This window comes from Microbacterium sp. S308A+ (genome assembly GCF_049800815.1).
Taxonomy (GTDB): Bacteria; Actinomycetota; Actinomycetes; order Actinomycetales; family Microbacteriaceae; genus Microbacterium.
Window position 1 is genome coordinate 399,483 of record NZ_JBNAFT010000002.1, and the last position, 14,894, is coordinate 414,376.

Annotated in this window: 12 protein-coding genes; 11 read left to right on the forward strand and 1 reads right to left on the reverse strand. The window is 70.1% G+C overall.

Annotation, left to right across the window (positions count from 1 at the left end):
* Window positions 1-29 precede the first annotated feature (29 nt).
* A complete protein-coding gene (gene sucC / locus ACP15J_RS07670) occupies window positions 30-1,196 on the forward strand; it encodes an ADP-forming succinate--CoA ligase subunit beta (protein ID WP_424936418.1) in 1,167 nt (388 codons plus the stop codon).
* 30 nt (window positions 1,197-1,226) lie between these two features.
* Complete coding sequence (gene sucD, locus ACP15J_RS07675; protein WP_424936419.1) at window positions 1,227-2,129, forward strand: succinate--CoA ligase subunit alpha; 903 nt, start codon at window positions 1,227-1,229, stop codon at window positions 2,127-2,129.
* A gap of 162 nt (window positions 2,130-2,291) precedes the next feature.
* Here the strand turns inward: sucD and ACP15J_RS07680 are convergent, their stop codons facing one another.
* Entirely contained in the window at window positions 2,292-3,773 is a 1,482-nt protein-coding gene (locus ACP15J_RS07680) for an NCS2 family permease (protein WP_424936420.1), read from the reverse strand.
* Between the two features lie 90 nt (window positions 3,774-3,863).
* Here ACP15J_RS07680 and ACP15J_RS07685 point away from each other — a divergent pair, with 90 nt between their 5' ends.
* From ACP15J_RS07685 to ACP15J_RS07725, 9 genes are all read left to right on the forward strand, one after another.
* Entirely contained in the window at window positions 3,864-5,093 is a 1,230-nt protein-coding gene (locus ACP15J_RS07685) for a DUF6350 family protein (protein WP_424936421.1), read from the forward strand.
* A gap of 4 nt (window positions 5,094-5,097) precedes the next feature.
* Window positions 5,098-5,709, forward strand: a complete 612-nt coding sequence (gene purN, locus ACP15J_RS07690) for a phosphoribosylglycinamide formyltransferase (protein ID WP_424936422.1) — start codon at window positions 5,098-5,100, stop codon at window positions 5,707-5,709.
* Window positions 5,710-5,737: 28 nt separating this feature from the next.
* Window positions 5,738-7,345: a bifunctional phosphoribosylaminoimidazolecarboxamide formyltransferase/IMP cyclohydrolase gene (gene purH, locus ACP15J_RS07695; RefSeq protein ID WP_424936423.1), complete on the forward strand. Its 1,608-nt coding sequence runs from the start codon at window positions 5,738-5,740 to the stop codon at window positions 7,343-7,345.
* A gap of 93 nt (window positions 7,346-7,438) precedes the next feature.
* The gene (locus tag ACP15J_RS07700) at window positions 7,439-9,019 is read left to right on the forward strand and encodes an AlkA N-terminal domain-containing protein (protein WP_424936424.1); all 1,581 of its coding nucleotides are present in this window, start codon (window positions 7,439-7,441) and stop codon (window positions 9,017-9,019) included.
* A gap of 28 nt (window positions 9,020-9,047) precedes the next feature.
* Entirely contained in the window at window positions 9,048-9,557 is a 510-nt protein-coding gene (locus ACP15J_RS07705; protein ID WP_424936425.1) for a methylated-DNA--[protein]-cysteine S-methyltransferase, read from the forward strand.
* A 179-nt stretch (window positions 9,558-9,736) separates the two neighbouring features.
* The gene (locus tag ACP15J_RS07710; protein ID WP_424936426.1) at window positions 9,737-10,210 is read left to right on the forward strand and encodes a membrane dipeptidase; all 474 of its coding nucleotides are present in this window, start codon (window positions 9,737-9,739) and stop codon (window positions 10,208-10,210) included.
* Between the two features lie 29 nt (window positions 10,211-10,239).
* Complete coding sequence (locus tag ACP15J_RS07715; protein WP_424936427.1) at window positions 10,240-10,776, forward strand: dipeptidase; 537 nt, start codon at window positions 10,240-10,242, stop codon at window positions 10,774-10,776.
* 363 nt (window positions 10,777-11,139) lie between these two features.
* Window positions 11,140-13,065, forward strand: coding sequence for an ABC transporter ATP-binding protein (locus ACP15J_RS07720; RefSeq protein WP_424936428.1), 1,926 nt, complete (start codon window positions 11,140-11,142; stop codon window positions 13,063-13,065).
* Window positions 13,062-14,876, forward strand: a complete 1,815-nt coding sequence (locus ACP15J_RS07725) for an ABC transporter ATP-binding protein (RefSeq protein ID WP_424936429.1) — start codon at window positions 13,062-13,064, stop codon at window positions 14,874-14,876. The genes ACP15J_RS07720 and ACP15J_RS07725 overlap by 4 nt, the downstream gene beginning before the upstream one ends.
* The last annotated feature ends 18 nt before the right edge of the window (window positions 14,877-14,894 follow it).

The following is a 14,894-nucleotide window of genomic DNA, read 5'->3' on the forward strand; positions in this document are numbered from 1 at the left end:
CGGACCACAATCCCAGTGAAGGAAACGCAGTGGATCTGTACGAGTACCAGGCACGAGACCTTTTCGAATCCTACGGAGTGCCGGTGCTCGCCGGCATCGTCGCCGACACCCCCGAGGAGGTGAAGGCAGCGGCCGAGAAGCTCGGTGGCGTGGTCGTCGTGAAGGCCCAGGTCAAGACCGGCGGTCGGGGCAAGGCCGGCGGCGTGAAGGTGGCCAAGAGCCCGGACGAGGCCTACGAGGCCGCCAAGGCGATCCTGGGCCTGGACATCAAGGGCCACGTGGTCCAGCGCGTCATGGTCGCCGCCGGCGCCCGGATCGCGAAGGAGTTCTACTTCTCGGTGCTGCTGGACCGCGCCAACCGCTCGTACCTGAGCCTCTGCTCGGTCGAGGGCGGTATGGAGATCGAGCAGCTGGCGGTCGAGAAGCCCGAGGCGCTCGCGCGCGTCGAGGTCAACCCGCTCACCGGCATCGACAAGGACAAGGCGCTCGAGATCGCCAAGGCCGCGAACTTCCCGGGGGAGCTGCTCGACGCGGTCTCCGACGTGTTCGTCAAGCTCTACGAGGTCTACAAGGGCGAGGACGCGACCCTCGTCGAGGTCAACCCGCTCGTCCTCACCGAGGAGGGTGAGGTCATCGCCCTCGACGGCAAGGTGACTCTCGACGACAACGCCTCCGAGGTGCGTCACCCGCAGCACGAGGAGCTCGCAGACAAGGCCTCGGAGAACCCGCTCGAGGCCAAGGCCAAGGAGGCCGGTCTCAACTATGTCAAGCTCGACGGCCAGGTCGGGATCATCGGCAACGGCGCGGGTCTGGTCATGTCCACCCTCGACGTCGTCGCCTACGCCGGCGAGCGCCACGGCGCCGTGAAGCCCGCGAACTTCCTCGACATCGGCGGCGGCGCCTCGGCCGATGTGATGGCGGCGGGCCTCGACGTCATCCTCGGCGACACGCAGGTCAAGAGCGTGTTCGTGAACGTGTTCGGCGGCATCACGGCCTGCGACGCCGTCGCCAACGGCATCAAGGGCGCGCTGGAGAAGCTCGGAGCCGCCGCGACCAAGCCGCTCGTCGTGCGGCTCGACGGCAACCGGGTCGAGGAGGGCCGGGCGATTCTCGCCGAGTACGCCCACCCGCTGGTCACGCTCGCCGCCACCATGGACGAGGGCGCCGACAAGGCCGCTGAGCTGGCGAACGCCTGAGGCTTCGAGAAGAACTGAGGACAGAGAACAATGTCGATCTTCATCAACAAGGACTCCAAGGTCATCGTCCAGGGCATCACCGGCGGTGAGGGCACCAAGCACACGGCGCTCATGCTCAAGGCGGGCACCAACGTCGTCGGCGGCGTGAACGCACGCAAGGCGGGCACGACGGTCTCGCACACCGACAAGGACGGCAGCGCCGTCGAGCTCCCCGTCTTCGCCTCCGTCACCGAGGCCATGGAGAAGACCGGCGCCGACGTGTCGATCGCCTTCGTGCCGGCCGCGTTCACCAAGAGCGCCATGATCGAGGCGATCGACGCCGAGATCCCGCTGCTCGTGGTGATCACCGAGGGTGTGCCGGTCGGCGACAGCGCCGAGGCATGGGCCTACGCGACCGAGAAGGGCAACAAGACCCGCATCATCGGTCCCAACTGCCCCGGCATCATCACCCCTGGCGAGAGCCTGGTCGGCATCACGCCGGCGAACATCACGGGCAAGGGACCCATCGGCCTCGTCTCGAAGTCGGGCACCCTGACCTACCAGATGATGTTCGAACTGCGCGACCTGGGCTTCTCCACCGCCATCGGCATCGGCGGCGACCCTGTCATCGGCACCACCCACATCGACGCGCTCGCCGCGTTCGAGGCCGACCCCGAGACCAAGGCGATCGTGATGATCGGCGAGATCGGCGGCGACGCCGAGGAGCGCGCGGCCGAGTTCATCAAGGCCAACGTCACCAAGCCCGTCGTCGGCTACGTCGCGGGCTTCACCGCCCCCGAGGGCAAGACGATGGGGCACGCCGGCGCGATCGTGTCCGGCTCGGCCGGCACGGCGCAGGCCAAGAAGGAGGCCCTGGAGGCTGCGGGCGTGAAGGTCGGGAAGACCCCGTCCGAGACCGCGGCGCTCATGCGCGAGGTCGTCTCCGCGCTGTAAGCGCGATCGCGAGGAGGGCTCCGGGCTGCGGCTCGGGGCCCTCCGTCGTTCCGAGGGTGGCACGGTCGTCCGTGCCACCCTCTGAGCTCTCCCGGACAGCGGAGCGGGGAGGACCGGACACGGACATCGGCCCTCCCCGCCCGCGACACGGGCGTGGGCTGCTCAGCCGGCGAGCAGTGCCTCGATCGGGCCACGCGCGAAGAAGACCACGAACCCGGCCGTGACGATCCACAGCAGCGGGCTGATCGTGCGGGCCTTGCCGGAGAAGGAGCGCACGAGCACCCAGCTGATGAAGCCCGCGCCGATGCCGTTGGCGATCGAGTAGGTCATGGGCATGACGGTGACGGTCACGAAGACGGGGAAGAGCGCCCCGAAGTCGGTGAGGTCGATGAAGCGGATCTGGCTCATCATGAGTGCCCCGACGATGACGAGCGCCGCCGCGGCGACCTCGGTGGGGACGATCGAGACGAGGGGTGTGAAGAACATCGCGACGGCGAAGAGAAGCCCCGTCACGATGTTGGCGAAGCCCGTCCGCGCCCCTTCGCCGATCCCGGCGCCGGACTCGATGAAGACCGTGTTCGAGGAGCCCGAGGTGAGCCCGCCGGCGACCGCGCCGACGCCCTCGACGATCAACGCGGACTTCAGGCGGGGGAAGTTGCCGTTCTCGTCGGCCACGCCCGCCTCCTTCGACAGCCCGGTCATGGTGCCCATGGCGTCGAAGAAGTTGGTGAACACGAGCGTGAAGACGAGCATGAGCGCCGCGAGCGCGCCGATGCGGCCGAAAGCGCCGAAGAGGTCGACCTGGCCGATGAGGGAGAGGTCGGGGACGGAGATCAGCTGCGCGGGGAGCTTCGGCTCGGTCAGGCTCCATCCGCCGGGATTGACCGTGTCGCCGGAGACCTTGGGCCCGATGTGCCAGATCGCTTCCACGACGACCGCGAGCACGGTGCCCGAGACGAGGCCGATGAGGATGCCGCCTTTGACTCGCAGCGCGACGAGCGCAGCGGTCGCAAGCAGGGTGACGACGAAGATCAGCGTCGGGACCGTGGCGACCGATCCGCCGATCCCGAGGCCCACGGGCGGAGAGTCGCTACGGGTGGAGGTGACGAAGCCGGAGTTGACGAATCCGATGAAGGCGATGAAGAGCCCGATGCCGACGGTGATCGCCAGCTTGAGCTGCATCGGCACGGCATCGAAGATCAGCCGCCGCAGCCCCGTCGCGCTCAGCAGGACGATGATCAGACCGTTGACCACGACCAGACCCATCGCCTCGGCCCACGTGACCTCGCCGACGACGGAGAACGCGAGGAAGGCGTTGATCCCGAGACCGGCGGCGAAGCCGAACGGGAGGCGCGCGACGAGACCGAACAGGATCGTCATCACCGCCGCCGTGAACCCGGTCACGGCGCTGAGCTGCACGAAGCCCAGCCTCGTGCCGTCGACGTCGGCGGTCGTCGACAGGATGATCGGGTTGAGGATCACGATGTAGGCCATCGTGACGAAGGTGACGACGCCGCCGCGGACCTCCGCGCCGAAGGAGGAGCCGCGGCGGGTGATCTCGAAGAAGCGGTCGATCGCGTTGCGGGGCTCGGCGGGGGGCGCCGCCTGTTCCGCGGCAACGGGGGACGGGGGGACAGTTGACATGGGGAAACCTCCGTATCGACGCTAGCGCCTCGATGCGCTCGCGCGCGTCCCCGGGGCGCCGCGAGGAAGAGCACATAGGCTCGGGGAGACATGCAACGCCTTCTCATCGTGCTCCTCGCCGCCGTCGACGCGGCCGTCGCCGCTGCGGTGGGACTCGTCGCCCTGCTGGCTCCTCTGACGATCCTGTGGACCCTCGCCTTCGGCGTCGACGCGGAGTGGGGTGCGCTCTGGCCTGCCACCTCGGTGCTGTGGCAGCTGGGCCATGCGGTTCCGGTGGAGGTGGCCCTGCCAGCCGACGTCCTGCGTGGTGTGGGGATCTCACCGGACGCCGCGTCCTTCGCGATCTCGGTGCCGCCGCTGGCGCTGCTCGCTTTCACCGTGATCTTCGCGGCACGATCGGGCCGCCGCGCGGCGCGCGCGGGATCGTGGATCTCCGGCGTCCTCGGCGGCACAGCCGCGTTCGCCGCGTTGGCCGCCGTCGTCGTGTTCACCGGACGCCTCGACCTGGCGACGACCCCCTGGGTGCTGGGCATCGTCGCACCGTCGCTCGTCTATCTCGTCGGACTGCTCGTCGGGGCGGTGGCGACGGCATGGGCGGATGGCGACGGGGGCGTGATCGACGCCGTGCACGACCGGGTCGACGGCTGGGGCGACGGGGCGGGCATCCCGGGTGACACCGTCCGCGGGGCCGCGGTCGCGCTCACGACGCTGCTGGGCGCGGCCGGGGTCGCGTTCGCCGTCGCCGCGTTCCTTCGCGGGGGAGAAGCGGTCGCGCTCTATGAGTCGCTCCGGGTGGACGGTCTCGGCACCACCGTGATCTCGGTCGGACAGCTGGCCTACGTGCCGACGCTGTTGGTGTGGGCGGCGGCCTGGATCGCCGGTCCCGGCTTCGCCGTCGGCGTCGGAACCGCTGTGTCCCCTGCAGGCACCCAGGTCGGCGCGGTGCCCGCGGTTCCCGTGCTCGGCCTGCTTCCCGAAGTCTCCTCGCCCTGGGCGCTCGTCGTCGTGCTCGTGCCGATCGCCGCCGGAGCGCTGGCCGGGTGGACCGTGCGATCGCGCGCCGTCTCTCTGACCGGCGACCATGGGATCGGAGCCCGGGTCGCCACGGCGGTCGGGATCGCCGTGCTGGCCGGTGCCGGCGCGGCGCTCCTCGCGGCTCTGTCCTCGGGCTCGCTGGGCCCCGCCCGTCTCGCGCAGGCGGGACCCGCGCCGGGGCCGTTCGCCCTCGCCGTGGGACTCGAGGTTCTCGTGGGTGCGGCGATCATGCTGCTCGCGCCGCGGCATCGGAGCGAGCGGCTCTCCGGCGCGCGGCTAGACTGAACCCGTGCTCTCGGTCGCCGTCCTCATCTCGGGCACCGGCTCGAACCTCCGTGCCCTGCTCGACGCGGCAGCGGACCCCTCCTACCCCGCGCGCATCGTGGCGATCGGCGCCGACCGTGAGGCCGAGGGCCTCGCACACGCCGAGGAGTTCGGCATCCCCTCCTTCACCGTCCCCTGGAGCGGCCACACGAGCAGGGACGCCTGGGGAGAGGAGATCGATGCCCAGCTGCGCATCTGGCAGCCCGATCTCGTGGTGCTGAGCGGCCTCATGCGACTGCTCCCTCCTGCACTGGTCGCGGCGTGGTCGCCGCGGATCATCAACACCCATCCGGCCTATCTCCCGGAGTTCCCCGGCGCGCACGGCGTCCGCGACGCGCTGGACGCGGGGGTGGACCAGACAGGCGCGAGCGTGATCGTCGTGGACGACGGCATCGACACCGGCCCGATCCTGGCGCAGGAGCGGGTCCCCGTGCTCCCCGGCGACAACGAGCGTTCCCTGCATGAGCGGATCAAGCCCGTCGAGCGTCGGCTCCTCATCGACGTCGTCCGACGAATCGCCGCGGGCGAGCTCGCTCTCGATGGCGGCAGGCCCGCTCGCGCGGCCGAGACCCCCTGACCCCGTCCCCCACCCGGAAGGAACCCTCATGTCCGGCCCTCGCCACGATCCGTCGCTCTATCGCCCCCGTGACGTCGTTCCCGTTCGTCGCGCTCTCGTCTCCGTGAGCGACAAGACGGGCCTCGTGTCGCTCGCGCAGAGCCTTGCGGACGCCGGGGTCGAGATCGTCTCGACCGGCTCGACCGCGCAGACGATCCGGGACGCGGGTCTCGCCGTGACCGACGTCGCCGCCGTGACGGGCGTGGCGGAGATGCTCGACGGCAGGGTGAAGACCCTGCATCCGGGTGTCCATGCCGGCCTCCTCGCAGACCTCCGACTCGAGGACCATGAACGCCAGCTCGCCGATCAGGGCATCGCGCCGTTCGAGCTCGTCGTCGTCAACCTCTACCCGTTCGTGGAGACCGTGGCCTCCGGCGCCGCGGGCGATGACGTGGTCGAGCAGATCGACATCGGCGGGCCCGCGATGGTTCGCGCAGCGGCCAAGAACCATGCGAACGTGGCGATCGTGGTGTCGCCGGAGTCCTATCCTGCCGTCGTCGAGGCGGTCGCCGCGGGCGGGACCACCCTGGCTCAGCGCCGCGAGCTCGCCGCCCGCGCGTTCGCTCACACCGCTGCCTACGACTCCGCGGTCGCGCAGTGGTTCGCCGAGGGGACTCTCGCCGAGACCGGGGACCTCCCGGCGCACCTGACGATCAAGGCCGAGCGCCTGGCCACCCTGCGATACGGGGAGAACTCCCACCAGCGGGGCGCGATCTACACTCGCGCCGGCGGCCACGGCATCGCCCAGGCGACACAGCTGCAGGGCAAGGAGATGTCCTACAACAACTACGTCGACGCCGACGCGGCGCTCCGCGCGGCCTACGACATGGTGCTCCCCGCCGTCGCGATCATCAAGCACGCGAACCCCTGCGGAATCGCGACGACCGCGCCGAACGCCCTGGACCCGATCGCGAGTGCGCACCTGCGCGCGCATGAGTGCGACCCGGTCTCGGCATACGGGGGCGTGATCGCCGCGAACGGCACCGTGACGCTGAAGATGGCCGAGAACCTCAAGGACATCTTCACGGAGGTGATCGTCGCCCCCTCCTTCGAGCCGGAGGCGCTCGAGGTCTTCAAGGCCAAGAAGAACCTGCGCCTGCTCCAGCTCCCCGCGGACTGGCAGCAGGAGCGCATGGACGTGCGCCTCGTCTCCGGTGGTCTCCTGCTGCAGGACGCGGACCGCTTCCCCGACGACATCGTCTCGGTGGCCAAGGACTGGGAGCTGGTGTCCGGCGAGCGCCCCGACGAGGCCGAGATGGAGAACCTCATCTTCGCCTGGAAGGCGTGTCGGGCCGTGAAGTCCAACGCGATCGTCCTCGCCAAGGGCAACGCGACAGTGGGCGTGGGCATGGGACAGGTCAACCGGGTGGACTCGTGCCGGCTCGCCGTGGAGCGCGCGGGCGATCGCGCAGCCGGATCCGTCGCCGCCTCGGACGCGTTCTTCCCGTTCGCGGACGGCCCGCAGGTGCTGATCGACGCCGGCATCTCCGCGATCGTCCAGCCGGGCGGCTCGGTGCGCGACGACGAGGTCGTCGACGCTGCGCGCAAGGCGGGCGTGACCATGTTCTTCACCGGAGAGCGCCACTTCTTCCACTGAGCGCACTCGCTCTCGGCGAGGGCCTCCGCTCCTTTCACTGCGATGTCCGATTCCCGCCAGCCGGTGGGGTCGGAAGGTGGCAGGGTGGAGGACATGAGCCTCTTCGGGATGACCTTCGACGAGCGATACCGTGCGATCAGCGCGCGGGATCCTCGTTTCGACGGTCAGTTCGTCACCGCAGTGCGATCGACCGGGATCTACTGTCGTCCCAGCTGCCCTGCGCGCACCCCCAAGCCCGTGAACGTGACGTTCTACCCCACGAGCGCGGCCGCGCACGAGGCCGGATACCGGGCGTGCAAGCGATGCCTGCCCGAGGCGGCTCCTGGCTCTCCGGACTGGGACCTGCGCGGAGACGCCGCGGCACGGGCGATGCGGCTCGTCGCTGACGGCGTCGTGGAGCGGGAGGGTGTCGGCGGGCTCGCACGGCGTCTGGGCTATTCCCCGCGGCACCTGACCCGGCTGCTCTCCGCCGAGCTGGGCGCCGGCCCGCTCGCGCTCGCCCGTGCCCATCGCGCCCACACCGCGCGCATGCTCCTGGTCGGCACGGATCTGCCCATCGCGGACGTGGCCTTCTCGGCGGGCTTCGCCAGCGTCCGGCAGTTCAACGACACGGTACGGGAGGTTTTCGGGATGACGCCGGGGGAGCTGCGCTCCCGTCGCCAGGCGGCCCGCCGGACCCCGCCCCCGGGCTCAGCGCCAGAAGTCGCGGCTGAGGCGCCTGGGACCATCGATCTCCTGCTCCCGTATCGGGAGCCGTTCGACGCCGAGGGCCTCTTCGCCTGGATGCGCGCTCGCGCCCTGCCCGGCATGGAGAGCGCGGGAGAACGGTCGTTCGCCCGTCATCTCCGCCTCGACGGCGGGCCTGCGTGGTTTGAGGTGCGACAGGACGAGAAGGGCCGGATGCATCTGCGCGCACGTCTCACGCAGCTGGGCGATCTGGCCCCTCTCGTCTCGCGTGCGCGGCGTCTGTTCGACCTCGACGCGGACCCCCTCGCGGTGGACACCTCGCTCGCCGCGCATCCGGAGCTCGCCGCGCTCGTCGCCAGAGTGCCGGGGATCCGCGTCCCGGGGGCGGCGGACGCACAGGAGATGCTCATCCGCGCGATGGTCGGTCAGCAGATCACGGTCAGCGCGGCGCGGACCGCGCTGACCGCGCTGCTCGAGGCGCTCGGCGAACGCGTCGGCGAGGGGGAAGGAATCCTCTTCCCGACCATGAGCGCGATCGCCGAGCGGGGCGCGGAGGTCCTGCGGGGGCCGGCCGCGCGCATCCGGTCCGTCGTCGGTGCCGCCGCTGCGCTCGCCGACGGCTCTCTGCCGCTCGGGCTCGGGGACGACGGGGCACGGCAGCGTGAGGCGCTCCTGGCGATGCCGGGGATCGGGCCGTGGACCGCGGACTACGTGCGGATGCGGGTGATCGGTGATCCGGACGTCTTCCTCCCCGGCGACGTCGCCGTGCGGGCGGGCGCGGCGGTCGCCGGCCTCCCTGCCGAGGCCGGCCCTCTCGACCGATGGGCGCTCCGCGTCGCTCCGTGGCGCAGCTACCTCTCCGCCCATCTCTGGCGAACCGCGCCTGTGCGCCCTGCCCGCGCCGCGGCCCGCCCCGCCGCCTCCCGCCCCGAGCCTGCTCTTCCCGTCCCTGCCAGCGTCGTGCCGGCAGGGACGGATCGCCCATGACCGGATCTCCCACGACCAAGGAACGCCTATGACCTCTCTGCTCCAGACCGTCGACACCGCCGACGGCGCTTTCACCTTCCTTCTCGACGAGGACCGCCGGGTGCTCGCCTCCGGGTGGACCTCCGACCGCGGCGCGGTCCTGCGCCGTCTGGCCCCGGCGGATCGTCCGGCCGACGTGCGAGCGGCCGTGGCCGGCGAGGCGCGCAATCCCGCCGCGGAGGCCGTCGAGGCCTATTACGCCGGTGAGCTCGCCGCGATCGAGGACGTCGAAGTGATCCAGCGCGGCACCGCCATGCAGAACGAGGGATGGACGGCTCTGCGCCGTATCGCCCCGGGGCTACCGCTGACCTACACCGTCTTCGCCGAGGCGTTGGGCAGGCCACGCGCGGTACGCGCGGCGGGGTCGATCTGCGCCCGCAACGCGGCGGCTCTCTTCGTGCCATGCCATCGGGTGCTGCGCAGCGACGGCTCGTACGGCGGGTTCGCCTGGGGCGTCACCGTGAAGGAGAGCCTGCTCGCCCGGGAAGCGGGAGCCTGAGGGGAGGGGGCAGGCACTCGCCCGGACCTGAACCCTGGCCGAATCTGGCGCCGGTTCGGCGAGGACCGGGACTGGGCAGGCCGACCATCGCCGTCCCGACCGCTCGTCCTTCCCGACGAAGAGCTCCCTCCGTGCGCACCGTAGGATCGGCCCCACCGGAAGCCGATCGAAGGACGCCCATGAACGAGCTGCACCGTCGCGCCGTCGTCGCCGACACCCACAACGACCTGCTGGACGCGGTGTCCATGCGTTCGCCGGACCACTGGTCGGCGTTCTTCCGGTCGCAGTGGTATCCGCAGCTTCGCGACGGCGGGGTGGGCATCCAGGTGCTGCCGGTGTTCATCGACGAGCCCTTCCTCCCCGAAGGGGCGCTGCGGCGCACCCTCACCATGATCGAGGCCGGTCATCGGGTCGCGGAGGGAAACGTCGACGTCGTGGGCCTGTGCCTCGACGGCGCTGACGTGGACCGGGTGCTGCAGAGCGGCCGGATCGCCCTCGTCCTGGCTCTCGAGGGGATGCCGGGGCTGGACGGCGACGTGGCGATGCTGGAGACGATGTACCGGCTCGGCATCCGGATCGGGTCTCTGGCGCACTTCGGACGTGGCGCCTTCGCCGACGGCAGCGGAGAGGACGCGACCGGGGGGGGCGCCTGACACGGGCCGGGGTCAGGGCGGTCGAGGAGATGGAGCGACTGGGGATGATGTTCGACGTGAGCCATCTGGGTGCGCCCAGCGTCGGCCATGTGCTCGAGATCGCGACTCGCCCGCTCCTGGCCACGCACTCCTCGTCCCGTGCGCTGTTCGACCACCACCGCAACCTCACCGACGACCAGGTGTCCGCGATCGCGGCCGGTGGCGGAGTCGTCTGCGTGAACTTCTTCGCGCCCTATCTGCACGCCGACGACCACTCGATCGACCGGCTCGTGGATCACATCGAGCATCTCGCGGAGGTCGGCGGGATCGCACATGTGGGGCTCGGCCCGGACTTCGTCGAGGAGGTGCTCGCCGACACCACGCCGCCGTGCTGCGTCGTCGACGAGATCGAGGGCGTGCCGCTGGGGAGCTATATCCCCGGGCTCGAGGGGCCGTCCGGTCTTCCGCTCGTCACCGAGGCGCTGCTCCGACGAGGCTGGCCCGAGGACGATGTCCTCGCGGTCCTCGGCGGCAATGTGCACCGCCTGTTCCAGGCGGAGCTCGGCCGCCCAGGGGGCGCGCGCTGAGCCCGGACCGACGCCGTCGAGGGCCGGGAGGACAGAGACGCCCCTCCGGCCCTCATCCGCATTCGCATTCGCATTCGCGACGCCAGGGAATCCCTCTTGCAGAGGAATGGTCTCTTTCAATAGTCTGAAAGGCTGTCGCGCCGACCGGCCGATGCCGCCGAGCTCTGAGGAGGACGTCATGCCCACGATCACCCCTGCGTCGATCACCCGCGATGTCCCCAGCCCGGCCTACGCTCTTCCGCAAGGACCCGTCGTCCGCAACGGGTGACCATCGGCTATCCGCCTTTTCCGTACGGACGGTCGCGTCCGCCTCCTCTCCTTCCCCCGCCCCCCTTCCGCCTTTCGTCGTCTCCTCAGAGAAACATGTCCTCCACGTCTTCGTCGTCGTCCCTGTCCACCGTCGCCGCCCTGTGGCGGCTGAAACCCTTCGTCCGGCCGATCGTCCCGCGTCTGGTCGGCGGCGCGCTCAGCGCGCTCGCCGCCGCCGTGATCGCCCTGATGATCCCGATCGTCCTCGAACAGATCGTGCGTGGCCCGATCCAGAGCGGCGATGTGCCCCTCATCGTCTGGGGTGCCGTCGCCGTGCTTGCGCTCGCCGCGGGCGAGGCCGCCATGGTGTGGCTGCGGCGGTGGTTCGTGCTCACACCGGCCACCGAGGTCGAGTTCCGCATGCGGTCCGACCTGTACGCACGCCTGCAGACGCTGCCGGTCGCGTTCCATGACCGCTGGCAGTCGGGTCAGCTGCTGAGCCGCATGATGCAGGACATCAACCTCATCCGTCGCTGGCTCGCCTTCGGCATGATCCTCCTCGTCGTGAACCTCCTCACGATCGTCATCGGGGCCGTCCTGCTGTTCCAGTGGCACTGGCTGCTCGGCACGATCTTCCTCGTCACGGGCGTGCCGATGTGGATCCAGGGCTACTTCTTCGAGAAGCGCTACGGCATCCTCACGCGCCGCAGCCAGGATCAGGCGGGCGATCTCGCGACGAGCGTCGAGGAGAGCGTGCACGGGATCCGCGTGCTCAAGGCCTTCGGCCGTGGCCCGCACGCGCTGCGACGGTTCAGCCGACAGGCCGAGACCCTGCGCGAGACGGAGCTGAGCAAGGCCCGTGCCGTCGGGACCATCTGGTTCTGGCTCGACCTGATGCCGCAGGTCGCGTTCGGGCTGAGCCTGGTCTGCGGGATCTGGCTCATCGCGCAGGGCGCGATCGCGCTGCCTCAGCTCTTCGCCTTCTTCGCCATGGCGACGGTGCTGCGCTGGCCGATCGAGTCGATCGGGTTCCTCTTCTCGTTCCTGCTCGACGCGCGCACTGCCACGGACCGTGTGTTCGAGATCTTCTCCGAGACGAACACGATCACCGACCCGGCGAAGCCGAGGCATCTCGCGGAGCCGCGAGGCCGGCTCGTCTTCGAGGGTGCACGGTTCCGCTACCAGGATGCGCGCCCGGAGGAACGTGACCTGCTCGACGGGATCGACCTCGTGCTGGAGCCCGGGGAGACGATGGCGCTGGTGGGCCTCACCGGGTCCGGGAAGACGACGCTCACCACTCTCCCCGCACGGCTGTACGACGTGACCGGCGGGCGGGTGACGTTGGACGGCGTGGACGTGCGCGATCTTCCGCTCGCCGAGCTCCGGCGACATATCGCCATGGCGTTCGAGGACGCGACGCTCTTCTCCGCCAGCGTCCGGGAGAACGTGCTGCTCGGCCGCGCGGATCTGGACATGCGGAGCGAGGAGGCCGAGCGGGTCCTGCGCGAGGCTCTCGGCGTCGCCCAGGCGGGCTTCGTCGACACCCTCCCCGAAGGGGCGGAGACGATCATCGGTGAGGAGGGGCTGAGCCTGTCCGGCGGCCAGCGCCAGCGTCTTGCCCTTGCACGAGCCGTCGCGGCGGCCCCCAAGGTCCTCGTTCTGGACGACCCGCTGTCGGCGCTCGACGTCGACACGGAGGCGCTCGTGGAGGAGGCGCTGCGTCACGTCCTCGCCGAGACGACGGCGCTCGTCGTCGCTCACCGTCCCTCCACCGTCGCCCTCGCCGATCGGGTCGCGTTGCTGGAGCAGGGGCGGATCACGGCCGTGGGCACGCACACCGAGCTGCTGCGGTCGAGCGCGCACTATCGGCACGTGATCTCGAGCCTCGAAGCGGAGGAGGCGGCGCGGACGGGGGCGATCCCGATCATCGTCGACTCAGGGCCGTCGGAACCTGCGTCGCCGGACTCTCCCGGGGGCGGTGCGTCCGCCCGGACCACCGACGAGACCACGGAAGCCACGGAAGAGGAGGTGCAGGCATGACCAGCGCCATCGCGGGCACCCAGGACGAGGACCGCTCGAACTACACCCGTGAGGAGAGCCGTGCCATCCGCAGGCGTTCGCTGCGCCTGCTGAGCTCGCTCATCCATCCGTTGCGTGCGCGCATCGTCTTCGCCGCCGTCGTGCTCGTTCTGTCCACAGCGCTGCAGGTCTCTGGTCCGATCCTCATCGGGATCGGCCTCGACAAGGCCCTGCCCGTGCTCGTGCAGCGGGCGGACTGGATGCCGACGATCGTGGTCGGCGTCGTGTACCTGCTCGCAGGCGTCGTCGGATCGGCGCTGATCGGCTGGTATGTCGTGATCGCCGCGCGCATCACGCAGGCCGTGCTGCTGGATCTGCGCAAGCGCATCTTCCTGCACACGCAGCGGCTGAGCCTGGAGTTCCACGAGTCGTACACCTCGGGCCGCATCATCTCCCGACAGACGAGCGACCTCGACACGATCCGCGAGCTCTTGGACGGCGGTCTGAACAACCTCGTGTCCGGGGTGCTCTTCGGCGTGTTCACCTTCATCGCGCTCGTGATCGCCGACTGGCAGTCGGGGGTGATCCTCGCCCTCGCCGGGATCCCGCTCGTGCTCCTGATGCGCTGGTTCTACAGCCGCTCGCAGCTCGTCTACCGAGAGTCGCGCGTGATCAGCGCGAAGGTGATCGTCCAGTTCGTCGAGACGATGACCGGCATCCGTGCCGTGAAGTCCTTCCGCAAGGAGCCGCGCAACGAGGAGACCTTCGATCGCCTCGCCGGTGACTACCGTGACGTGAACCGTCGCTCGATGGTGCTGTTCGGCACGTTCGAGCCGGCGCTCATGGGTGTCGCCGCGCTGACGCTCGCCCTCGTCGTGCTCTGGGGCGGGATCCGGGTGTCGACCGGTGTGCTCGGTGTCGGCGTGCTGCTCTCGGCCGTTCTCTACGTGCGGAACTTCTTCGCGCCGATGCAGGAGATCGCGATGTTCCTGAACTCCTACCAGTCGGCGACCGCGGCGCTGGAGAAGGTCTCCGGCGTGCTGGAGGAGGAACCGAGCGTGCCGGACCCGGCGCGGCCCGTCGAGCTGAGAGAGGCGCGGGGCGCGATCCGCTTTGACGACGTGACTTTCGGGTACAACGGCGAGAAGACGATCCTGCCCCAGTTCGAGCTCGACATCCCGGCCGGTCAGACGATCGCACTGGTGGGGACGACGGGGGCGGGCAAGTCCACACTCGCCAAGCTCGTGTCGCGTTTCTACGACCCGACGCGGGGCGCGGTGACCCTCGACGGCGTGGACCTGCGCCGGCTGCATCCGAAGGACCTGCGGCGCGCGATCGTCATGGTCACGCAGGAGGCCTACCTGTTCAGCGGCACGGTGGCGGACAACATCGCTCTCGGCAAGCCCGACGCCACGCTCGACGAGATCCGTGCCGCCGCGCGGGCGGTCGGGGCGGACGAGTTCATCTCTTCGCTCCCGGACGGCTACGACACCGACGTGAACAAGCGCGGTGGTCGGGTCTCGGCCGGACAGCGGCAGCTGATCTCGTTCGCACGCGCCTTCCTCGCGGATCCTGCCGTGCTGATCCTCGACGAGGCGACCGCGTCGTTGGACATCCCGTCTGAGAGGCTGATCCAGGAAGCCCTGCAGACGCTGCTGGCCGATCGCACGGCGATCATCATCGCGCACCGGCTCTCGACGGTCGCGATCGCCGACCGCGTCCTGGTGATGGAGCACGGAAGGATCATCGAGGACGACACCCCGGAGGCGTTGATCGCGGGCACGGGGAAGTTCGCACAGCTGCACGCGGCGTGGCAGCAGACTCTGGTGTGACGCGCAGGCCCGGCAGGC